This is a genomic window from Ruania albidiflava DSM 18029 (assembly GCF_000421225.1).
Classification (GTDB): Bacteria; Actinomycetota; Actinomycetes; order Actinomycetales; family Beutenbergiaceae; genus Ruania; species Ruania albidiflava.
Genome location: NZ_ATWL01000003.1, coordinates 197,703 through 220,157, shown reverse-complemented (window position 1 = coordinate 220,157; position 22,455 = coordinate 197,703). Strand labels below are relative to the sequence as shown.

Genomic DNA, 22,455 nt, shown 5'->3' with positions numbered 1-22,455 from the left:
GGGGCGGCCGGCGACGCTGGGGACCAGTCAGTCGAGCTGCCGCAGCATCCGGGTGTTGCCCAGGGTGTTCGGCTTCACCCGGGCTAGGTCGAGGAACTCCGCGATGCCGTCGTCCCGGGAGAGCAGCAGCTCCAGGTAGACCTCCCGGTCCACCACCTCCCCCTCGATCGGGGCAAACCCGTGCCCGGAGAAGAAGCCGACCTCGAAGGTCAGGCAGAACACCCGGGCCAGGCGGTAGTCACGGGCACGTTGCAGCAGCGCCTCGAGCAGCTGGTGGCCCACCCCGGTACCCAGCCGGTCCCGGCGCACCGCCAAGGTGCGCACCTCCCCGAGGTCCTCCCACATCACGTGCAGCGCACCGCAGCCGATCACCTGGCCGCTACCGGGGTCCTCGGCCACCAGGAACTCCGGGACCGCCTCGTAGAAGTCGACCAGGTCCTTGGCCAGCAGGATGCGCTCCTCTGCGTACGGATCGACGATCGTCCGGATCGCGCGCACGTCCGCAGGCAGGGCAGGGCGGATGAGAGGGGCAGTCTCCGGGGTGGTGTCCACCTGCTCAGCCTGCCACGGACTCACGGTGCAGGTGCTCCAGAAGCAACCGTGCCGTGGCCTCGTCGGTGACCAGGTCGGTGGCCACCCGAGCGCGCAGCGCGCCGAGCAGCGCCGGCACCTTGGCCGCACCGACCGCCACGCACACCCGCCGCCCCAGGGTGCGCAGCTCGTGCGGGGTGGGCCCGGTGGCGCGCGCGTTGATGGCCACGTCCCGGTAGGTGCCGTCCTCGCGCAGGAACACGGTGCACACGTCCCCCACCACCCGGTCGGCCGCCAGCTCGGCCATCTCCGCATCGTCCAGGTAGCCCGCGTTGTAGACGTGCGAAGGGACGTCCGCCGCGAGCGCACCGACGCCGAACAGCGCCAGGTCCACGCGACGCTGCACCGCTAGCACCCGGCGGATGCTCCGCTCCCGCCACATCGCCTCCTTGGTCTCGGCGAAGTCGAAGAACGCGGGTACCGGGAACAGGTGCGGTGTGGAGTCGAAGGCCGTGGCGATCGAGGAGACCAGGTCGCCGGCGTAGGTGACTCCGCCAGCGAACGTGTTCGCCGCCCCGTTGAGCTGCACCACGACCGAGCCGCGCGCTGGGCTGGGGGTGAGGTGCCTGGCGATCGCGGTGACCGTCGTCCCCCAAGCCACACCGATGACCATCCCGGCCTGTACCCAGTCGGTCACCAGCCCGGCAGCCACCATCGCCACCTGTTCCAGCCGCTGCACCTCGCTGGCACGCTCCCGCACCGGTACCACGTGCGCCATGATCCCGAACGTCGCCGCCAGGCGGTGGCCCAGGTCGGCGCCGGTGCCGCTGGGCCGACGCAGCGCGATGCGCACGATGCCTTCGTCCCGCGCGGCCTTGATCAGCCGGGACACGGTGGACCGGGACACGCCGAGGGTGCCGGCGATGACCTCCATGGTCTGGTCCTGCAGGTAGTACATCGCCGCGGCCCGGTACGCATCGTCCTCACGCACTCGTTCATCCTTTCCGCGGCGGCGGTGCACGTTCGTGCACGATGGTTGCGCACTCGTGCGCCCGGGGCAACCATGACAGTCAGGACACCGTGCAACCACACCGACGTGCGGCGGCGAGTCCGCCACCGAGGCGTCGCGAGGAAGCGTCGAGAAGATCCGCCCGAGCGGAGCCCTACGAACACGAAGGAACGACATGCCTGACTACGTACTCGCCATCGACCAGGGCACGACCAGCACCCGCGCCATCATCTTCGACCACTCCGGTCAGATCGTGGAGTCCGGCCAGATCGAGCACGAGCAGATCTTCCCGAAGGCCGGCTGGGTCGAGCACGACCCCCTGGAGATCTGGCGGAACACCCGGGAGGTCGTCGGCCTGGCCCTCGCCCGTGCGCCGCTGAGCAAGAGCGACATCGCCGCTGTCGGCATCACCAACCAGCGCGAGACCGCGGTCGTGTGGGACAAGAACACCGGCGAACCGGTGTACAACGCGATCGTCTGGCAGGACACCCGCACCCAGAAGATCGTCGACGAGCTGGCTGGGTCGGACGGACCGGACAAGTACAAGGCCAAGGTGGGGCTGCCGCTGGCGACCTACTTCTCCGGTCCGAAGATCCGCTGGATCCTGGAGAACGTCGAGGGCGCGCGCGCCAAGGCCGAGGCTGGTGACCTGCTGTTCGGCAACACCGACGCCTGGCTCCTGTGGAACATGACCGGCGGGACGAACGGCGGGGTGCACGTCACCGACGTCACGAACGCGTCGCGCACCATGCTGATGGACCTGAAGACGCTGGACTGGGACGCCGACATCGCCGCCGACATGGGCATCCCGATGTCGATGCTCCCGGAGATCCGTTCCTCCTCCGAGGAGTACGGCAGAGGCCGCGAGGGCGGCATGATCCCAGGCGTACCGCTCGCCGGCATCCTCGGCGACCAGCAGGCCGCCACCTTCGGCCAGGCGTGCTTCGAGGTCGGCATGGCCAAGAACACCTACGGCACCGGCAACTTCATGCTGATGAACACCGGTGAGGAGGCCATCCCCTCGGAGAACGGTCTGCTCACCACGGTCGCGTACAAGATCGGGGATCAGAAGCCGATCTATGCGCTCGAGGGCTCGATCGCCGTGACCGGGTCGCTGGTGCAGTGGTTGCGCGACAACCTGGGACTGATCACCGAGGCTCCGCAGGTGGAGGACCTGGCCAAGACGGTGGAGGACAACGGTGGCGCGTACTTCGTCCCTGCGTTCTCCGGCCTGTTCGCCCCACACTGGCGCCCGGACGCACGCGGTGCGCTCGTCGGGCTGACCCGGTATGTGAACAAGGGGCACCTCGCCCGGGCGACGCTGGAGGCGACCGCCTTCCAGACCCGTGAGGTGGTCGATGCGATGAACGCCGACTCCGGGGTGGACGTGACCGAGCTGAAGGTCGATGGTGGCATGATCGCCAACGATCTGCTCATGCAGTTCCAGGCCGACATCCTCGGTGTCGACGTCATCCGGCCGAAGATTGCCGAGACCACTGCGCTGGGTGCCGCCTACGCGGCCGGCATCGCGGTCGGGTTCTGGTCCGGGGAGCAGGACGTGATCGACAACTGGTCCGAGGACAAGCGCTGGACCCCGCAGATGGAGGAGAACGAGCGGGAGCGGCTGTACCGGAACTGGAAGAAGGCCGTGACCAAGACCTTCGACTGGGTAGACGAAGACACCGAGGCCTGACCGTCAGTCGTCGCCGGGGCGGGTAGCGTGGCTACCCGCCCTGCTGGCACGCGTCCCGCCCGCATCGGTCCCGCCCCATCTGTCCGGCCCCGTCCGACCACATGACATGCGGCCAGCCCGGCCTGCCCCACCGACGAGCGAGGGCGGCACGCCAACCGGCCCGGGGCCGTGCCGAGCCTTGCCAGCGTGACAGCTCGCCGCTCACCGGGCCCCACGCCCCCCTTGCGGGCCGGAACCGGTTTCTAGACCTCGCTCGCAAGGCGGAGCGGCTCAGTTGACATCAGGCCGGCAATTGATTAGGTTGGTCGGAAATCGGTTTCTCGCCGTCGATCACCGAGTCGAAACAGGATCCCCATGTCTGATCGTCCCGCCCGCCGTCACGCCGTCATCGGGACCGGCGGGCGCTCCCGGATGTACATCGATGCCCTGACCTCCAGCCATGCGGATCTGGGCGAGATCGTGGCGTTCCTCGACCCGAACGAGGCGAGGATGGCCTACTACGACCGGTACCTGGCCGACCGCGGTTACGACCACCCGCCGCACTTCTCCCCCGACCAGCTCGAAGAGATGCTCGCCGCCACCCGGCCGGACGTGCTGATCGTCACCAGCAAGGACTCCACCCACGCCGATCACATCGTCGCGGGCCTGGACCGCGGTCTGGACGTCATCACGGAGAAGCCGATGACCATCGACGTGCCCAGCCTGGAACGCATCGTGCGGGCCGCCCGGGAGTCCACCGGCACGCTCACCGTCACGTTCAACTACCGCTACTCCCCGCGGAACTCGACCGTGCGGCGCCTGATCGCCGAAGGCGCCATCGGCACGGTCACCTCCGTGCACTTCGAGTGGTGCCTGGACACGGTGCACGGGGCGGACTACTTCCGCCGCTGGCACCGGGAGAAGGACAGCTCCGGCGGGCTCGCCGTGCACAAGTCCACGCACCACTTCGACCTGGTCAACTGGTGGCTCGCAGACGTCCCGGAGACCGTGTTCGCGCTCGGCGGCCTGCACTTCTACGGTGCGGAGAACGCCGCCGACCGCGGCCTGGGGGAACGGCCCGCGCTGGGTCGGGACCTGGTCGCCGCTGGCGATCCGTTCGCCCTCGACCTGGCCGCCGACCCTCAGCTCAAGGGGCTGTTCCTGGACGCGGAGCACCTGGACGGCTACCACCGCGACCAGGACGTCTTCGGCCAGGGCATCAGCATCGAGGACAACCTCTCGGTGATCGTGGGCTACCAGCGCGGGGCGGCGATGTCCTACTCGCTGAACGCGCACTCCCCGTGGGAGGGCTACCGGGTGGCGGTCAACGGCACCGAGGGCAGGCTGGAGCTGGACGTGGTGGAACGCGGGGCGGTCAGCGCCGAGCGCACCACCAGCGGACTCGGACCGGGCGGCAAAGACCGCCCGGTGCTGGACCCGAGCGCCACCGAAGCCGAGCGCACCGGGCAGCGGCTCCGGCCGCACGGCTCGCGCCTGGTGCTGCAGCGACTCTGGGCCCAGCCGGAGGAGGTACCGATCCCCGAAGGTGCCGGCGCGCACGGCGGCGGCGACGCCATGCTGCTCGACGACATCTTCCGAGGCCCGGCTGAGGATCCGCTCGGACGCCAGGCCGGCTACGGCGACGGGGTCCGGTCGGTGCTCATCGGCGCTGCGGTGAACGACTCCCTGACCTCCGGTCAGGTGGTGCGCCTTGCCGACTACGGTGAGCCGGTGCACAGCGCCGTGCTCGGCGAGTAGCCCACCGCCAGCAGAACCACCACCTCTCGAGAGAACCGCGATGGCGCCCACTGCTTCCTCCCCACGACCGAGCACCCAGGACCGTGGCGTCCCGGCACCAGGAGACATCCAGCCCATCCCGCCAGGTCTCTACCGCAACCCGGTGCTGGACGAGGACTGGCCGGACCCGGACGTCATCCGCTTCGGCGACGAGTACCTGATGGTCGCCTCCAGCTTCAACCGGGCCCCCGGGCTGCCGGTGCTGCGCTCGGCAGACCTGGTCACCTGGCAGGTCGCTGCGCATGCGCTACCGGCGGTACCACCGCACCAGCACTTCGCCCTGCCGCGGCACGGCAGTGGCGTATGGGCGCCGTCGATCCGCGCGCACGAGGGCATCCTGTACATCGTCTGGCCGGATCCCGACCACGGGCTGTGGGTCTCCACCGCCCCGGCCGCCGAGGGCCCGTGGGCCGAACCGCACCTGCTGCTCGCCGGGCAGGGACTGATCGACCCGTGCCCGCTGTGGGACAGCGACGGCCGCACCTACCTGGTGCACGGCTGGGCCGCCAGCCGGTCCGGGGTGAAGAACCGGTTGACCGTGCTGGAGGTCAGCCCGGACCTGACCAGGGTGCTCTCCCCCGGCCGCACTGTGGTCGACGGCGCAGACCTGCCCGGCTACTCCACGCTCGAGGGGCCCAAGCTGTACCGGCGGGAGGACTGGTACTGGATCTTCGCGCCCGCCGGTGGGGTCGCCACCGGCTGGCAGGCCGCGTTCCGGTCCCGGTCGGTGTACGGGCCCTACGAGGAACGGAAGGTGCTCGCCCAGGGCAGCACCCCGGTGAACGGACCGCACCAGGGCGCCTGGGTCACTGACGCCAACGGTGCGGACTGGTTCGTGCACTTCCAGGACCGCGGCCCCTACGGCCGGGTCACCCATCTGCAACCGATGTGTTGGGACACCGACGGCTGGCCGGTCCTGGGCGAGTCGGGAGAGCCGGTGCTGAGCCACCCTGCCCCGGTGCCGCACGTGCGGCAGGGGCTGCGCGCCGTCGACGGCAGTGACGACTTCACCGGCCCGCTGAACCCGAAGTGGCACTGGCAGGCCAACCCAGATCCGGGATGGGCAAGCACCGGCGCGGGGCACCTGGAGCTGCAGGCGGTGGCCAACGACCTCGGCGACCTACGCCTGCTGCCCCAGCTGCTCGGCCAGCAGCTGGCCGGGCTGCCGTGCAGCTACGAGACCAGCGTGCAGCTCACCGACGCGGCGGAGGGCACCCGTACCGGCCTGGTGGTCCTCGGCCAGGAGTACGCGTGGATCGGTCTGCAGGTGCTCGACGGCGGACCTCGCCTGGTCTGTCGTCGTTCCGGGGCGGACGACTCACCCGACCGACGCCGCATCGAGGTACCGGTCGCCGAACACCCGTTGCCGGCTGGCGGCTCCGTGCGGCTGCGGCTGAGCAGCGACGGTGCCGGAGCAGTGCAGCTGGCGTGGGCCGCCGAGGGCGATACGAGCTGGACCACGGTCGAGGAGCCGTTCAGCGCGAGCAAGGGCCACTGGATCGGCGCCGAGGTCGCGTTGTTCGCTGCCGCCCCGCTCGGCTCCTGCGCTGGCGGCGATGGCTCCCCGGACCCTGTGGCACGGTACCGTTCGTTCCGCATGAGAGGCGCCCGACCGCCGTACGAGGAGGCGTGATGAGCAGCACCGGTGTGGCGACCATCGCCGAGGTCGCCCGCGCAGCCGGCGTCTCTCGCGCCACGGTGTCCCGGGTGATGAACGGGCGGGCGACCGTCGACCCGGAGATGGCCGCCCGGGTGCGCAAGGCCGCCCGCGAGCTGAGCTACTCCCCCTCCACCGTCGCCCGGAGCCTCTCCCTGGGCCGCACGCAGACCGTGGCGCTGCTGGTCCCGGACCTGGGCAACCCGATGTTCCAGCAGGTGCTGCGCGGGGCGAACCAGGCCGCCACCCGCGCCGGCTACCGGATCCTGGTCGCGGACAGCATCGAGGAACCGGAGCGCGAGGCGGAGCTGGCGATCGAGGCGCGCCGGCGCTGTGACGCCCTCATCCTGTGCTCCCCCCGGATGCCGGAGCGCGTGCTGAACGAGGTGCTGGCCACCACCGCCCCGGTGGTGCTGGTGAACCGGGAGCCGCTCACCGGGGACGTGCCGGCGCTGGCCGTGGACTACGCGGGCGGCATCCGGCAGCTCGCTGAGCACCTCATCGACCTCGGCCACCAGAAGTTCATCTACCTGGCCGGACCGGAGACCTCGGCGTCGAACACCGCCCGGCTGCAGGGGCTGCGCGGGCTGCAGCAGGACCACCCGCAGATCAGCATCCAGCACAGCCCGTGCGGGTCGATGATCGAGGACGGCTACGCCGCTCTGGAGGCGGTGCTGAACTCCCAGGCCACAGCGGTGCTGGCGTTCAACGACCTGGTCGCCTTCGGCCTGCTCGGCAAGCTGAACGAGATCGGGTTGGGCGTGCCGCGCGGGATCTCGGTGGCCGGGTTCGACGACATCGCATTCGCCAAGTACGCCACCCCGTCGCTGACCACGATGTCGGTGCCGCAGATGGACCTGGGCCGGCACGCCTGGGAGCAGCTGCACCAGCTGCTGGTCGGCGAGGCGGAGAGCAGCTCGCTGTTCTTCCGTCCGCGGCTGATCGAGCGGGCGAGCACCGGTCCGGCACCAGCCTGGGCGACCACTGCACCTGCCGCTCCGATGGCCGGCAGCCAGCCGTTGTGGTCGCGCGACGACGAGGCTGGTGTACTGCGCGTGTCCGGCAGCACCCTCGCCCGCTACGAGCGCCACCCAGCGATGCCGGACGTGCACGCCCCCCGCCCGTACCTGCACCCGGTGCACACCTGGAACGGCACGCCGCTGACCGAGATCTCCCCGCTGGACCACCGGCACCAGTACGGCGTCTCCCTCGCGGTGGCGCAGGTGAACGACTCCTCGTTCTGGGGCGGTCGGACCTACGTGCGGGACTCCGGTCCTACGCTCCTGCCCAACCACGGCACCCAGGTCAGCCAGGACATGACGCTGGTCGGCCCGTCGATGACGGAACAGGTCACCTGGTACGGCCACGACGGCGCCGAGCTGCTCACCGAACGTCGCCGGCTGACTGCGAGCGCCCTGACCGACCGGCGCGGCTGGCAGCTGACCTGGCACTCCACGCTGCGCGCCAGTGCGGGTCCGGTGACAATCGAGTCCCCGGCTACCCAGGGTCGGCCCGGAGCTGGCTACGGCGGCATCTTCTGGCGCTTCCCCAGCGACGGTACGGCGCTGATCACCTGCGCGGACGGCACCGGTGAGGACGCGGCCAACGGCTCCACCTCGCCGTGGCTGCTGCTCTCCCGGGACGGGGAGCGTCCGTGGACCGCGTTGCTGGTGCAGCGCGGGCAGGTACGGCCGTGGTTCGTGCGCTCCACCGACTACCTCGGTGCCGGTCCGTCCCTCGCCTGGTCCCACTCGTTGCACCTGGCGACCGGGGAGGAGCTGGAGCTGGAGCTAGAGGCCGTGCTGCTCGACGGTGTGCTGTCGGTGGAGGAGGTTGCGCCCCTGCTCGAGTCGGTCGGCTCAGCAGCGTGATGCCTCGATGACCGCTGTGCTGACCGCGCTGGGCACGATGACGCTCATCGCGCTGGCCGGTTGGCTGCTCGCCACCACCCGGGTGCTCGGCCCGGAGGCACCCAAGGTGCTTGCCCGCGTGGTGTTCACCCTGTCCACACCCAGCCTGCTGATCACCACGATCGGCAACGCCCACCTGGACCTGCTGCTCACCTCTGCGGCGCTGACCACCTGGATCACCACCCTGGCGGTAGCCGGGATCGGTGCGGCGGTGTTCGCCGGGGTACTGCGCGCCGATCGAGCCACCGCCACTGTGGGCACGCTCGCCGCCAGCTATCTGAACGCCGGCAACCTGGGCATCCCGGTCGCCGTCTACGTGCTCGGCGACGCCCTGGCGGTGGTGCCCACGATGCTGCTGCAGCTGCTGGTGCTGGCCCCGGTGGCGTTCGCCGTCGGCGACGCCCGGGCGGGCCGCCGACGGGATGCGGTCGTCCGCGCGCTGCGCAGCCCGCTGACCATCGGTGCGCTCACCGGGCTGGCGCTGGCGCTGACCGGCTGGCAGCCGCCGGCCGTGCTCTGGCAGCCGCTGCAAGCGCTGGCCGCCACCGCCGCACCACTGGCGTTGCTCACCCTAGGCATGTCCATGGTGCGCTCAGCGCCACCCCCGGGCAGCGCCCGCAAACCGCTGGACCGCAGGCACTGGGCCGGTGTGCTCACCGCAACGACCCTGCGCACCGTGGTGCACCCGGTGCTCACCTATCTGGTAGCCGCGCTGGTGAGCGTCCCGGACGAGGCGAGGTTCGCCGTCGTGCTGATGGCAGCGTTGCCCACAGCGCAGAACGTGCTGGTCTATGCGATGCAGTTCGACGCCGGTCAGCGCCTGGCCCGGGACGCGCAGGTGATCACCACGTTCGCCTCCCTCCCGTTGATGGTGGCCGTGGTGGCGCTGCTGCACTGACCACCTGCTGCGCCCGCCCGTCTGAGGTACCGGAGGCGATCGGAGGTAGACCACGCGGACCTCAGATCGCCTGCAGCACCTCCGATGGGCAGGTGGGCGGGCACTCAGCCCTTCACCGAACCGATCAGCGCACCCTTGACGAAGTAGCGCTGGATGAAGGGGTAGACCACCAGCATCGGCAGCGTGGCCACGGCGATCACCGCCATCTTCACCGACTGTGCGGGCGGGACGACCTCCACCACGGAGGCATCGGCGTTCAGGCCGCTGGCTACGATCACGATCTGGCGCAGCAGCACCTGGATCGGCCACAGCGTGGAGTCGTTGATGAACAGGATGGCCCACATGTAGGTGTTCCAGTAGGCCACGGCGTAGAACAGGCCGATGGTAGCGATCGAGGCCACCGAGAGCGGCAGCACGATCCGCACGAACACCCCGAGCTCGGAGCAGCCGTCGATGCGGGCCGCCTCCTCCAGGCTGTCCGGGATGCCCTGGAAGAAGCTGCGCATGATCACGAAGTTGAACGCGTTCACCGTGAACGGCAGGATCAACGACCAGATGCTGTCCAGCAGGCCGAGGCCGTTGACCACGATGAACAGCGGGATCATACCGCCGCTGAACAGCATGGTGAACACCACGAGGAAGTTGATCACCCGGCGGCCGCGCAGGTGCCGCTTGCCGAGCGCATAGGCCATCAACGAGGTGACCAGCAGGGACAGGAAGGTGCCCACCACGGTGACGAACACCGACACCCCCATCGCGCGGAAGATCGTCGGGGTGGACAGCACATACCGGTAGGCGTCCAGGGTGAGCTCGCGCGGGATGAGCACGAACGCCCGGGTGGCCAGCTCCCCGGGGTTGGCCAACGAGCTCCCGATCACGTGCAGGAACGGCAGCAAGCAGATCAGCGCGAAGCCGATCAGCAGCACGCCGTTGACCACCTGGAACACCCGGCGCCCGGGGCTCGGCTTGCGCAGCCGGTCCGGCCGGTAGGTCAGCTTCGTCGCAGAGCTGGCAGTGCTGGCGGTCATGAGGGGCTCCCGTCCCGGACGGGGCGCACAGCCGTCAGGCCGGCGCCGAGGAAGAAGAAGAACGCGATCGGGTAGGCGATGAGCTGGCTGCCGACGAGGCAGACCAGGCCGGCGGCGAGCAGCCACCAGCCGCTCCGCCGACGCCACGGCCGGCGGCGGAGGGACAAGACCGCCACCGCTGCCAGCGCGAGCACCAGCAGCAGGGTGAAGCCGAACCAGGCACCCAGGGTCCGACCGGCCTCGAAGGCCTCGGCTGCGGTGAGGTGGTCCGCCTCGCCGAGCAGCACCGGGCGGACCACCTCCAGATACGTGGTCTGGTCGATCCGGTTCACGACCACGCTGAAGCCGCCGAGGAAGACCACCGCGAGCACGGCTCCGACGCCGGTCAGCCACAGCTCCGCCCGCCGGCTGGTGGCCGGGGGCACGTGGTGGCCCTCGGTGGGCCATCGGCGGTTGGCGGTCATCGTGCTCACGTGGATCTCTCTCTGCGATCGAGGCCCGGGGGCCAGCCGGAGGAGGGCCGGCACCCCGGGTGCGGGTCAGCCGTTCACGCTGTTGTAGGCCTCGGTGAACTCGGTGATGATGTCGTCCAGCCCCTGGCTGCGAGTGGCGTCGATCGCCGCCTCGTAGCCGGCCATGTCCAGGTCACCGACCATGTACTGGTTGAACGCGTCCATCACCGTCTGGTCGATCGTGGACCATTGCTGGTCGTAGGTCTCCGAGGTGAGCGACTGGGCCGGGTTGACCACGGCGTACTCGTCGTTCTCGGCCATCATTTCGTCCGCCCGGTTCACGAGCTCGTTGTCGGACTTGAAGATGATCACGTTGTCCGCGGGCCTGGAGCTGGCGTAGGGCTGGACCTCCTGCTCCCACTGGGTCTGGTTGATCCGGGAGTAGACGCCGTCCTCGTCCACCTCGTAGTGCTCCCCCTCGATGCCCTGGGTCATCAGCGTGAACGGTTCCTCGTCCAGCAGGGAGTCGATGAAGCCGAGCACCTCACGCAGGTCGTCCTCGGACTCCACGGTCTGGGTGTTGATCGCGAGCCAGCCGCCCATACCACCGTTGGTGTCGGAGACGATCCGGCGGGGCACGTCGCCATAGGTCATGTCGTTGATCTGCGCCCACTCCATCGGAGTCTCCGGGTCGATGCTCTCCGCCAGCTCCACGTAGCCCCGCGCCTCGAACAGACCGGTGATCACGATGCCGCCCTCACCACGGGCGATGGCGTCCCGCTGGTTGTCCTTCTGCATGGTGACGAACTCCTGGTTCATCCAGCCGTTCTCGTAGACCTCCCGGTACCACTCCATCGCCTCCTTCCACGCATCGGTGGTGAACGCCGGCACGATGTTGCCCTCGTCGTCCAGCTCGAACTTGTCCCCGGCACCGAAGTAGCCAGCGATGATCCGGAAGGACAGGCTGAAGCTCTCCGCCCGCTCGATGAAGCCGGTGGTGTCGTCCTGCCCGTTGCCGTCCGGGTCGTCCTCGGTGAACGCCTGGGCCACGTCGGCGAGCTCGTCCAGGGTGTGCGGGGCTTCCAGGCCGAGGTTGTCCAACCAGTCCTGGCGCACCAGCACGCCATACCGGGCGATCGGTTTCTGGAACGGCACGCCGTACAGACCGCCGTCCACCCGAGCCACCTCCAGGGTGGCCTCCGGGATCTGGGACAGGTTGTCGAACTCCGACAGGTACGGCTCGACGTCCCAGAACATGCCCGAGGTGAGCGCGTTGCGGACCGTGGTGGAATCGATCTGGGTGAGCGAGGTGAGGTCGGCGATCGTGCCGGAGGCGAGCGCGGCGTTGACCTTCTCTTCCTTGGACGCGTCCGGCACCCACTGCATCTCGAAGTCGGTGCCGGTGTAGTCCACCAGTGCTTCGTGGATCGGGCCGTCCGGGTCCGGCGTGGTGGGCGTGTGCAGCATCGACATCCAGGTCAGCGCGCCGGAGTCGCCCCCGCCGCCGCTGCTGTCGTCGTCGCCGCTGCCGCAGGCGGCCAGTGCGAGGGTGGCAGCCAGTACGGCAGCGGTGCCGCCGGCGATCCTCTTCCGGTGAGTCATGCTACGGATCCTTTCTCCAGGTGCAGCTCCCGCGGTCCGGTCGGTCCGGGCACAGGGGTGGCTGCGGGTGCGTCGTTGCGGTCAGGTCGTGCAGCTGTCGGGCAGGGAGCGGTCGAGGTGCTCGCGGCGGGCGTGGCGCCGGCGGCATCGTCTGCAGCGCCGGCGGCATCGTCTGCGGCGAGCTGGCGGAACACCGGTCGCACGATCAGGCCGACGACCGCCATCGGCAGGGCGATGCCGACCAGCGGCAGGAGCGGGGCGGCGAACCGGTACATCAGCCAGTACACGGCGGTCACCGCTGTGGTGCCGAGGATCGTCCAGTGCAGCGACCCCATACCGAGCAGGAGTGCGGCGCTGAGGGTCGAGCGCAGCGAGCGGACGTCCATCGCGGCGAGCACGAAGTAGACGTAGGCGCCGATCACGGCCAGCAGCACCAGTGCCGCCAGGTTCGCCATCCGCAGGTACCAGCTGGAGACGCTGACCAGGTTCACCCCGATCACGACCGCACCGGCGAGCAGCACCCAGCTGACCAGCACCGGCCGCCAGCGCAGCTCGGTGAGGTAGCTGCGGAACGTCCGGGTCATCGGTGGCAGCTCCCCGAGCCGGAACCAGCGGTCCACGTACTTGGCGAACGCGTAGGTGGCCGGTCCGACGCCCAGCAGCCCGAGGCCGAGCACACAGGTAACCACCCAGAGCAGGTTCAACCAGATCAGCCGGTAGAAGCCGGACAGGGTCTGGTTGAGCCGGACCAGGCCTTCGTAGGACACCATGGGTTCACCTCCTCCGCCCGCGGCGGGTCAGTAGACGCCTTCTTCGCCGAACTTCTTCGCCATCCGGTTCGCGATGACCACCAGCAGCAGCCCCACCAGCCCCTTGAACATGCCCACCGCGGTGGCGTAGCTGAGCTGACCGTTCTGGATACCGGCGGTGTAGACGTAGGTGTCGAAGATCTCCGCGACCTCCCGGTTCAGGGAGTTCAGCAGCAGGAACATGTGCTCGAAGCCGAGCTCGAGGAAGTCGCCGATGGCCAGGATGAACATCACCACGATCGTCGGCCGGATCGCCGGCAGGGTGATGTGCCAGGTCTGTCGCCAGCGGCCGGCGCCGTCGAGCTCGGCCGCCTCGTACAGGCTGACGTCCACCGCGGTGAGTGCGGCGAGATAGACGATCGTGCCCCAGCCGGCAGTCTTCCAGACGTTCTGGAACACATACATCGGCCGCAACCAGTCCGGATCGGTGAGGAAGCCGATCTCGTCACCGCCGGCCCGGCTGATCAGGTTGTTGATCGCCCCGTTGTCGGTGGTCAGCAGCACGTAGAAGAGGGAGACCACGATCACCCAGGACATGAAGTGCGGCAGGTACACGATGGACTGCAGGGAACGCTTGAACAGCCTGGAGCGGACCTCGTTGAGCATCAAGGAGAGGACGATCGGTATCGGGAAGGCGAACACCAGCAGCAGCAGCGAGACCACCAGGGTGTTCCGCAGCAGCATGAAGAACGTGTCCTCGGTGAACAGCCGGACGAAGTGGTCGAAGCCGACCCACGGGCTGCCGGTCACGCCCATGAACGGCATGTAGTCCTGGAACGCGATGACCAGCCCGCCCATCGGCAGGTACTTGAAGACCAGGAAGTACACGATCCCGGGCAGGGCCATCAGGTAGAGCGTCTTGTGCCGCCAGATCGCGCGGCCACGGCGCTTGGACCGGCTGGGGCCGGCCGGGGGCAAGGGGTCTGCTGGCTCGGTGCGCTGCGTGAGCAGAGGTGCACTCATCGCGTGGCCACCCTCCATGTCGTCGTCGCCGGCATTGGCGCTTTCCCTCGTCGTCGAGCCGATCAGTCAGCCACCGGTGGTAACCGGTTTCTCGGTAGGGCGAGACTACCGCAGTCTTCCCGGATCTGCAAAGACCCCGCCCCATCGGCCCGGGATACCCGCGTTTCCGCACGAAACTCCCGTTGTTGCAGCGACAGCCACAGGCTGACTCCGGGTCCTGGTGTGTGGGATACCGGTTACTCGACCTGGACCGATTCGCCGGTGCGGGTGCACGGGGCGCCTCCGCACCGGCGCACGGGCAGGCGAAGGCCCGGTCGGCGGACGCGGTGACCAGGTCGGGCCGGTGGCGGCACAGAGGCGGTCAGCGCCGGGAGAGGATCTTCGTCCTGGCCTGGGCGTAGCGGTCCCCGAGGTCCGAGCCGGCCCCGGTGGGAGCAAAGGACTTCTGGCCGGCCAGGGCCCACTCGGGTGGGCTGCCGGCCCCGCTGAGCGCCCACGCCGCCTGGCGAGCGGCGCCGTCCGCCACGTACTCGCCCGGGGCGGGCACCAGCACCTGGGAGCCGAGTACGTCCGGCGCGATCTGCTGCACCGCGGCCGACCGTGCGGCACCCCCGATGAGCATCATCCTGGCCGGCTGCACACCCTGGTCACGCAGCGCCGTGAGCGCATCGGCCAGTCCGGAGAGCACCCCCTCGACGGCGGCGCGAGCCAGGTGCGCAGGCGTCAGGTTCGCACGGCGCACGCCATGGATCGCGCCGGTCGCGTCCGGCAGGTTCGGCGTACGCTCACCCTCCAGGTAGGGCACGAGGGTCAGCCCGTCGGCGCCGGCCGGTGCGGACAGAGCCAGCTCGGCGAAGGCGGCATGGTCCACACCGAGCAGCCCGCCGACCGCGTCGAACACCTGGCTGCCGTTCAGCGTGGCCAGCAGCGGGAGGAAGTGCCCGGTCGCGTCGGCGAAGGAGGCCACGGTGCCGCTGGCATCCGTGGTGGGGGTGTCCGAGACGGCCGAGACCACTCCCGAGGTCCCGACCGAGATCGCCACGTCCCCCACTGCCATGCCCAGCCCCAGCGCGGCCGCCGCGTTGTCTCCAGCGCCGGCACCGAGCACCAGGTCTGCGCCACCGGGCCGGGGGACGGTACGCGCCACGGCCCCCGGAGCGACCACCTGCGGTACGGCGACCTGGCGGCCGAAGCCACGCTCGAGCAGGTCGAGCTGATAGCTGCCGCTGACAGCGTCGAAATAGCCGGTCCCAGAAGCGTCCGAGGCGTCGGTGGTCAGCCGGGACAGACCGCCCGTCCCGGGGCCGTCACCGGCCAGGCGCCAGGTGAGCCAGTCGTGTGGCAGTGCCACCGCGGCCACCCGGGCCGCGTTCTCTGGCTCGTGCTCAGCGAGCCAGCGCAGCTTGGTGATGGTGAACGAGGCGACCGGTACCAGGCCCACCCGTTCCGCCCAGGCCTGCCGGCCGGCGTCCGGATCCCCCTCACCCAGCTCGGCGATCAGGTCGCTGGCCGCCCCGGCGCTGCGGGTGTCGTTCCACAGCAGCGCGGGGCGCACCACCTGACCGTCCGCGTCCAGAGCGACCATGCCGTGCTGCTGCCCGCCCACGCTCACCGCAGCGACGTCACCGAGCCCGCCGGCAGCGGCGATCGCCTGCTGCAGGGCCTGCCACCAGGCTTCCGGGTCGACCTCGGTGCCGGGCGGGTGCGGGGCAGAGCCGAACCGCCGCAGAGCGCCGGTGGCCGCGTCCCGCACCACCACGGTCGCGGACTGGGTGGAGGAGTCGATCCCTGCGACCAGGGTTCCCTCAGGAAAGCTCATAGGTCCCTGCCTAGCCGATCAGGTGCCGCAGGGCCAGCTGGTTCAGCCGGACGAAACCGTAGTTCCGCTCGCTCGCCGCGTCGGCGTCGAAGTCCTCGAAGGCGGAGCGGTCGGCCAGCAGGTCGGCCACCGTCTCCCCCTCGGCGAGGGTGGGCTCGGAGAGCTCGAGCACACCACAGTCCGCGAACGCCTGCTGCACCTCGGGGTCCGCCCGGTAGGCCTGGGCCTTGGCAGCCAGCAGCAGGTAGGTCTCCATGTTCGCCCGCGCGGAGTCCCACACACCTTCGTAGCCCTCGGTGCGGGAGGGCTTGTAGTCGAAGTGCCGCGGCCCGTCGTAGCGCGGTCCGCCGCCGGGGAAGCCGTTCTCCAGCAGGTCCACGGTGAAGAACGCCGACAGCAGGTCGCCGTGGCCGAACACGAGGTCCTGGTCGTACTTGATCGAACGCTGCCCGTTCAGGTCGATGTGGAACAGCTTGCCCGCCCAGAGCGCCTGGGCCAGCCCGTGGGTGTAGTTCAGCCCGGCCATCTGCTCGTGCCCGGTCTCCGGGTTCAGGCCGACGATGTCGCCGTTCTCCAGCTCGGCGATGAAGCCGAGCGCGTGGCCCACGGTCGGCAGCAGGATGTCTCCGCGGGGCTCGTTCGGCTTCGGCTCGAGGGCGATCTTCAGGTCGTAGCCCTTCTCCTTGATGTAGGCGGCCACGGTGTCGATGCCCTCGCGGTAACGGTCCAGCGCAGCGTTGACGTCCTTGACGCCGTCGTACTCGCTGCCCTCACGCCCGCCCCACATCACGAACGTGGACGCACCCAGCTCGGCGGCCAGGTCCACGTTGCGCAACACCTTGCGCAGGCCGAAACGACGCACGGACCGGTCGTTGGCGGTGAACGCACCGTCCTTGAACACCGGGTGGGAGAAGGTGTTCGTGGTGACCATCTCGATCACCAGACCCGCGTCGTCGGTGGCCTTCTTGAAGTCGGTGAGGATCTTGGTGCGGGTGGCCTCGTCGGAGCCGAAGGGGACCACGTCGTCGTCGTGGAAGGTCACTCCCCAGGCGCCGAGCTCAGCCAGCTTGGTGGCGTACTCACGGGGGTCCAGGGCTGGGCGGCTGGCCTCGCCGAACTGGTCGCGGGCGGTCCAGCCGACGGTCCACAGACCGAAGGAGAACTTGTCGTCGGGCGTGGGGGTCACCATGGTGGGCTCCTCGTCGGTGAGTGTGCTGGTCGATTCTGATGGACGCAGCGAAGGCCGCGTCCGCCGTTTTGTTGCTTGAAACAACTTATGCGTTGGCTGCACTAAGGTCAAGGGTCATGGACCAGCCCAGCAGTCGCGCAGCGCGGCAGGAGAGCCTGCGCGAGCACAACCTTGCCCTGGTCGCCCGCGAGGTGCTCTCCGCCAGCCGACCGCTCTCCCGGGCCGAGGTCGCTGCCCGCACCGGGCTGAACCGCGCGACCGTCTCCCGACTGGTTGCCGAGCTCGTCGCCGGTCGCCTGGTGATCGAGGACGCCCCGGTCGTCGCCGGCGCGGGCCGTCCGGCGACACCGCTGCGTCCAGCGTCCTGCACTGTGGGTGGTCTCGGCCTGGAGGTCAGCCTGGACTTTCTCGGCGCGCGCGTGCTGGACCTGGCTGGTCAGGTGGTGGCCGAGGAGGTCGTCGCCGGTGACCACCGCGCCTCCGCAGCGGCCGCAGTGCTGGGCGACCTGGGTCGCCTGGCACAGCAGGTGGCCGGGCGCGCCGCAGCACAGGGCACCCAGGTGGCCGGTAGCGCGCTGGCACTGCCTGGTCTGGTGGCGCACTCTCGCCTGCTGGTCGCCCCGAACCTTGGTTGGCGGGAGGTGGATCCGGCCGCGCACCTGCACGAGCTGCCCGGTGCGCGGCTCCGGCTGGACAACGAGGCCCGGCTGGCGGCGCTGGCCGAGCTCGCTGTGGCGGAGAGCCGGTCGTTCCTGTACGTCTCCGGCGGGGTGGGCATCGGCGCCGCTGTCGTGCAGGACGGCGCGTTCGCCACCGGCGTGCACAACTTCGCCGGCGAGCTCGGGCACGTCTGCGTCGATCCGGCCGGGCCGCGCTGCCGGTGCGGGGCGACCGGCTGCCTGGAGACCTTCGCCGGGACGGCAGCGATCCTGCGCGCGGCCGACCTGCCCGAGGCGAGCGACCTGAGCCAGGTACGCTCCGCCGTCGAGCAGGGGAACGAGAAGGCCGAGCGGGCCGTGGCCCGGGCGGCCAGCGCACTGGGCATCGCACTGGCTGCGCTGGTGAACCTGGTGGACGTGAGCGACGTGGTGCTCGGCAACACGCTTGCCGAGCTGATCGAGCCGATGCGTCCGATGGTCGAGGCCGAGCTGTCCACCCGCGTGCTGGCAGCGCAGTGGGCGCCGGTGAGCCTGCGGGTGGCGGCGACCGCAGCGCACCCGGCGCTCACCGGTGCCGCTCGGGCTGCCCTGGCCCCGGTGATCGCTGACCCGGCCGGGTGGTTGGCCGGCCCGGGCCAGGGCGGCTTCGGGAAGCTGTCGCAGTAGACCCTGACCCGGCCTAGCTCGAGCCGGTGTTCCGGGTTCGCGCACGGGCAAGGCCCAGGATCGTCGGCCAGCGGGGGTTGCCCTTCGTGCACGGGACCGCTGCCCAAAGAGCGGCGGACCGCTGCCCGTACCACCTGAGGTCTCGGCGTTTGTCAGACTGTGCACCATGACCTCTGCTGCCGCGCAGAACCGAGCCTGGTGCGATGAGGCGATCCGCCGGGTCCAGGCCGATGCGCACCGATCCGCCGACACCCACCTGCACCAGCTGCCACTACCTGCCAGCTGGGGAATCGACGTCTACCTCAAGGACGAGTCGGTGCACCCGACCGGGAGCCTGAAGCACCGTCTGGCCCGCTCGCTGTTCCTCTACGCCCTGGCGAACGGGTGGCTGCGGGAGGGCTCCACCGTGGTCGAGGCCACCAGCGGGAACAGCGCTGTGGCCGAGGCCTACTTCGCCCGGATGCTGGACCTGCCGTACGTGGCGGTGATGCCGCGCAGCACCTCCCCGGAGAAGATCGCCCGGATCGAGGCCTACGGCGGGCGGTGCCACTTCGTGGACACCCCGCCGAACATCTACCCGGAGGCCGAGCGGATCGCCGCCGAGACCGGTGGGCACTACCTGGACCAGTTCACCTACGCCGAGCGGGCCACCGACTGGCGCGGGAACAACAACATCGCCGAGTCGATCTTCAGCCAGCTGGAGGCCGAGCGGCACCCGGTGCCCACGTGGATCGTGGCCGCTGCAGGCACCGGTGGCACCTCGTGCACGATCGGCCGGTACATCCGCTACCGGCGGCACGCCACCCGGCTGCTGGTGGTGGACCCGGAGAACTCCGCCTACTACCCAGGCTGGCAGGCGGGGGTGAGCGACTACACCACCGGTATGCCCTCCCGGATCGAGGGGATCGGCCGGCCGCGGATGGAGGCCAGCTTCGTGACCAGCGTGATCGACGACATGCTGCCCGTCCCGGATGCCGCCAGCGTGGCCGCGATGCGGCACCTGGCCGAGGTGTACCGGCGGCGGGCGGGAGCCTCGACCGGCACCTGCCTGTGGGGGGTGTGGTCGCTGGTGGCGGGTATGCGCGAGCGCGGTGAGACCGGCTCGATCGTCACGCTGCTGTGCGACCCGGGCGAGCTGTACACCTCCACCTACTACGACGACGACTGGCTGGCCGCCAAGGACCTGGACCCGGCGCCCTACCGGGCGCAGATCGATTCATTGCTCGACGGCGGCCCCTTCCGTCGGTGAAAACGCTTACCATGGCGCTATGCCTTCGGTGACCCTCAGCGACGTGGCCCGGGAGGCGGGGGTCTCCCTGGCCACCGCCTCCCGCGCGATCAACGGCAGCGCGAACCGCACCGTGCGCCCCGAGCTCGGCGAGCGGGTGCTGGCCGCTGCCGCCCGGCTGGGGTACTCCCCAGACGCCAACGCCCAGGCGATGGCGCGCGGGCGGACCACCACGCTCGGCCTGATCGTGCACGACATCGCCGACCCGTACTTCTCCTCGATCGCGGCCGGGGTCTCGGCAGCCGCCGAGGAGGAGGGGCTGATGGTCACGCTGGCCAGCACCGGGCACCGGCCGGAGCGGGAGACAGCGCTGCTGGAGATGCTGCAGAGCCAGCGCGCCCGGGCGATCGTGATCGTCGGTGGCCGCCAGGACGATGCGGAGACCACCAACGCGTTGCGTGCTGCGGTGGCGGCGTACGAGGACCGGGGCGGCACAGTAGCGATGATCGCCCAGCCGATCCTGCAGGTGAACACGGTGGCGATCGACAACACCGGCGGGGCGGCGGCGCTGGCCCGGGCGCTGATGGAGGTCGGCTACCAGGACTTCGCCATCCTCACCGGTCCGCGCACGCACCTGACCGGTGCCGAGCGCACCACCGGTTTCTCCGGCGCAGTGTCGGACCAAGGGCTCAGCGTCCCCGAGGCGGCCCTGGTGGAGTGCGCGTTCACCCGCGACGGCGGTTATCAGGGGATGGCCGAGCTGCTGCGCACCGGACCGCGGGTGCAGGCGGTGTTCGCCGTGAACGACGTGATGGCGATGGGTGCGATGGCCGCCGCTCGCGATGCTGGCCTCGTGGTCGGCGCGGACATCGGGGTGGCCGGGTTCGACGACATCCACACGCTGCGGGACGTCACCCCCGGGCTGTCCACCGTCGCGGTGCCGCTGCCGGAGGTAGGCCGGCTGGCCACCCGGCTCGCGCTGCAGCCTCCCGGGCCGGAGCCACGGGTCGAACCGGTGCCGGTGCAGGTGGTGCTGCGGGACTCCACCCCGCCGCTGGCCTGACCCCAGCCCTCGGCCGCCCCACCCCGCCGGCGCCCCCACCCCTACGGCTGAATCCATTCAGGCGATACTTGCGACGGCGGGGCGTGCTCGCGGGTATCGCCGCCGCATCGGCACTGCCGCACCGGTCGCACCGCGCGCCGTCGCCCGCACTCCTTGACGCCCAGCCGCTCCCCGCCCTAGGCTTGGGAAAGCGCATTCCGGCGGGCTGGTTCCGTCATGTCTGGCGGACGCCGGCAGCACGGGAACCGCTCCCTGACTTCCGCCCGGGCGGAGCCGGCGGCGCGCCGCCCACAGCAAGCACATCCACTGATCAGCACCAGGAGACCTCTATGACCACCCGCACCCTGCGCATCGCGATGAACGGCATCACCGGCCGGATGGGGTACCGCCAGCACCTGCTCCGGTCGATCCTGCCGATCCGCGACCAGGGCGGCCTCACGCTGCCGAACGGGGACAAGGTGCAGGTGGAGCCGATCCTGGTCGGCCGCCGGGAGAACGCCCTGGCCGAGATCGCCGAGCAGCACGACGTGGCGGAGTGGACCACCGACCTGGACGCCGTCATCGCCGACGAGCGCACCGACATCGTGTTCGACGCCTCGATGACCAGCCTGCGGGCCGGCACGCTCACCAAGGCGATGAAGGCCGGCAAGCACATCTTCACCGAGAAGCCCACCGCGGAGACCCTCTCCGAGGCGATCGAGCTGGCCCGGCTGCGCCAGGAGACCGGGGTGACCGCCGGCGTGGTGCACGACAAGCTCTACCTGCCGGGCCTGGTCAAGCTCCGCCGGTTGGTGGACGAGGGCTTCTTCGGCCGCATCCTGTCTCTGCGCGGGGAGTTCGGCTACTGGGTGTTCGAAGGGGACCACCAGGCGGCCCAGCGCCCGAGCTGGAACTACCGCAAGGAGGACGGTGGCGGCATGACCACGGACATGTTCTGCCACTGGAACTACGTGCTCGAGGGCATCCTCGGCTCGGTGAAGTCGGTGACCGCCAAGACCATCACGCACATCCCCACCCGCTGGGACGAGCAGGGCAAGGAGTACCCGGCCACCGCCGACGACGCCGCCTACGGGATCTTCGAGGTCGCCGGGCCCTCCGGTGAGGAGATCGTCGCCCAGATCAACTCCTCCTGGGCCGTGCGCGTGTACCGGGACGAGCTGGTGGAGTTCCAGGTGGACGGCACGCACGGGTCCGCGGTCGCGGGCTTGCGCAACTGCGTGGCCCAGCAGCGGGCGCACACCCCGAAGCCGGTGTGGAACCCGGACCTGCCGGCCACCGAGCCGTTCCGCGACCAGTGGCTCGAGGTACCGGCCAACGACGACCTGGACAACGGCTTCAAGGCCCAGTGGGAGGAGTTCCTGCGCGACGTGCTCGCCGGCCGCGAGCACCGCTACGACCTGCTCTCGGCCGCCCGCGGGGTGCAGCTGGCCGAGGCCGGCCTGGCTTCCTCGGCCGAGGGCCGCCGCATCGCGCTCGAGCCGATCAGCCTCTGACCGCCGAGCC

18 protein-coding genes are annotated in these 22,455 nt (G+C 70.2%); 9 read left to right on the top strand and 9 right to left on the bottom strand.

What is annotated here, in order from left to right; all coding sequences use genetic code 11:
- Nucleotides 1-27: 27 nt before the first annotated feature.
- Nucleotides 28-576, bottom strand: a complete 549-nt coding sequence (locus K338_RS0105290) for an amino-acid N-acetyltransferase (protein WP_022917137.1) — start codon at nucleotides 574-576, stop codon at nucleotides 28-30.
- A complete protein-coding gene (locus K338_RS0105285) occupies nucleotides 557-1,522 on the bottom strand; it encodes a sugar-binding transcriptional regulator (RefSeq protein WP_022917136.1) in 966 nt (321 codons plus the stop codon). Before K338_RS0105285 ends, K338_RS0105290 begins: the two co-directional genes overlap by 20 nt.
- A 193-nt stretch (nucleotides 1,523-1,715) precedes the next feature.
- On the opposite strand from K338_RS0105285, the gene glpK reads away from it, so the two are divergent.
- From glpK to K338_RS0105260, 5 genes are all read left to right on the top strand, one after another.
- Nucleotides 1,716-3,233: a glycerol kinase GlpK gene (glpK, locus tag K338_RS0105280; RefSeq protein WP_022917135.1), complete on the top strand. Its 1,518-nt coding sequence runs from the start codon at nucleotides 1,716-1,718 to the stop codon at nucleotides 3,231-3,233.
- A gap of 354 nt (nucleotides 3,234-3,587) precedes the next feature.
- The gene (locus K338_RS20685) at nucleotides 3,588-4,970 is read left to right on the top strand and encodes a Gfo/Idh/MocA family protein (RefSeq protein ID WP_022917134.1); all 1,383 of its coding nucleotides are present in this window, start codon (nucleotides 3,588-3,590) and stop codon (nucleotides 4,968-4,970) included.
- Nucleotides 4,971-5,010: 40 nt separating this feature from the next.
- Nucleotides 5,011-6,642: a glycoside hydrolase family 43 protein gene (locus K338_RS20680; protein WP_022917133.1), complete on the top strand. Its 1,632-nt coding sequence runs from the start codon at nucleotides 5,011-5,013 to the stop codon at nucleotides 6,640-6,642.
- Nucleotides 6,642-8,537 (top strand): DUF6807 family protein, encoded by a 1,896-nt coding sequence (locus K338_RS0105265; protein WP_022917132.1) that lies wholly within the window; start codon nucleotides 6,642-6,644, stop codon nucleotides 8,535-8,537. Before K338_RS20680 ends, K338_RS0105265 begins: the two co-directional genes overlap by 1 nt.
- Before the next feature lie 7 nt (nucleotides 8,538-8,544).
- Entirely contained in the window at nucleotides 8,545-9,474 is a 930-nt protein-coding gene (locus K338_RS0105260) for an AEC family transporter (RefSeq protein WP_022917131.1), read from the top strand.
- Between the two features lie 104 nt (nucleotides 9,475-9,578).
- Here the strand turns inward: K338_RS0105260 and K338_RS0105255 are convergent, their stop codons facing one another.
- The 7 genes from K338_RS0105255 to xylA all read right to left on the bottom strand — a co-directional run bounded on the left by K338_RS0105255 (nucleotide 9,579) and on the right by xylA (nucleotide 17,336).
- A complete protein-coding gene (locus K338_RS0105255) occupies nucleotides 9,579-10,502 on the bottom strand; it encodes a carbohydrate ABC transporter permease (RefSeq protein ID WP_022917130.1) in 924 nt (307 codons plus the stop codon).
- Nucleotides 10,499-10,975, bottom strand: a complete 477-nt coding sequence (locus K338_RS20675; RefSeq protein ID WP_157612229.1) for a DUF4064 domain-containing protein — start codon at nucleotides 10,973-10,975, stop codon at nucleotides 10,499-10,501. Before K338_RS20675 ends, K338_RS0105255 begins: the two co-directional genes overlap by 4 nt.
- 66 nt (nucleotides 10,976-11,041) lie before the next feature.
- On the bottom strand, nucleotides 11,042-12,556 hold the full coding sequence (locus K338_RS0105245; RefSeq protein WP_022917128.1) for an extracellular solute-binding protein: 1,515 nt from the start codon (nucleotides 12,554-12,556) through the stop codon (nucleotides 11,042-11,044).
- Nucleotides 12,553-13,326, bottom strand: coding sequence for a YesL family protein (locus tag K338_RS24310; protein ID WP_022917127.1), 774 nt, complete (start codon nucleotides 13,324-13,326; stop codon nucleotides 12,553-12,555). Before K338_RS24310 ends, K338_RS0105245 begins: the two co-directional genes overlap by 4 nt.
- Nucleotides 13,327-13,353: 27 nt before the next feature.
- Nucleotides 13,354-14,328, bottom strand: a complete 975-nt coding sequence (locus K338_RS0105235; RefSeq protein WP_084480667.1) for an ABC transporter permease — start codon at nucleotides 14,326-14,328, stop codon at nucleotides 13,354-13,356.
- 361 nt (nucleotides 14,329-14,689) lie between these two features.
- Nucleotides 14,690-16,147, bottom strand: a complete 1,458-nt coding sequence (locus K338_RS0105230) for a xylulokinase (RefSeq protein ID WP_022917125.1) — start codon at nucleotides 16,145-16,147, stop codon at nucleotides 14,690-14,692.
- A 10-nt stretch (nucleotides 16,148-16,157) separates the two neighbouring features.
- On the bottom strand, nucleotides 16,158-17,336 hold the full coding sequence (xylA, locus tag K338_RS0105225) for a xylose isomerase (RefSeq protein ID WP_022917124.1): 1,179 nt from the start codon (nucleotides 17,334-17,336) through the stop codon (nucleotides 16,158-16,160).
- Nucleotides 17,337-17,452: 116 nt separating this feature from the next.
- Between xylA and K338_RS20665 the strand changes: the two genes are divergently transcribed.
- The 4 genes from K338_RS20665 to K338_RS0105205 all read left to right on the top strand — a co-directional run bounded on the left by K338_RS20665 (nucleotide 17,453) and on the right by K338_RS0105205 (nucleotide 22,445).
- The gene (locus K338_RS20665; RefSeq protein ID WP_022917123.1) at nucleotides 17,453-18,661 is read left to right on the top strand and encodes an ROK family protein; all 1,209 of its coding nucleotides are present in this window, start codon (nucleotides 17,453-17,455) and stop codon (nucleotides 18,659-18,661) included.
- Nucleotides 18,662-18,827: 166 nt separating this feature from the next.
- Entirely contained in the window at nucleotides 18,828-19,910 is a 1,083-nt protein-coding gene (locus K338_RS0105215) for a PLP-dependent cysteine synthase family protein (protein ID WP_022917122.1), read from the top strand.
- A gap of 19 nt (nucleotides 19,911-19,929) precedes the next feature.
- Entirely contained in the window at nucleotides 19,930-20,952 is a 1,023-nt protein-coding gene (locus K338_RS0105210) for a LacI family DNA-binding transcriptional regulator (protein WP_022917121.1), read from the top strand.
- Nucleotides 20,953-21,281: 329 nt separating this feature from the next.
- On the top strand, nucleotides 21,282-22,445 hold the full coding sequence (locus tag K338_RS0105205) for a Gfo/Idh/MocA family protein (protein WP_022917120.1): 1,164 nt from the start codon (nucleotides 21,282-21,284) through the stop codon (nucleotides 22,443-22,445).
- Nucleotides 22,446-22,455 lie beyond the last annotated feature (10 nt).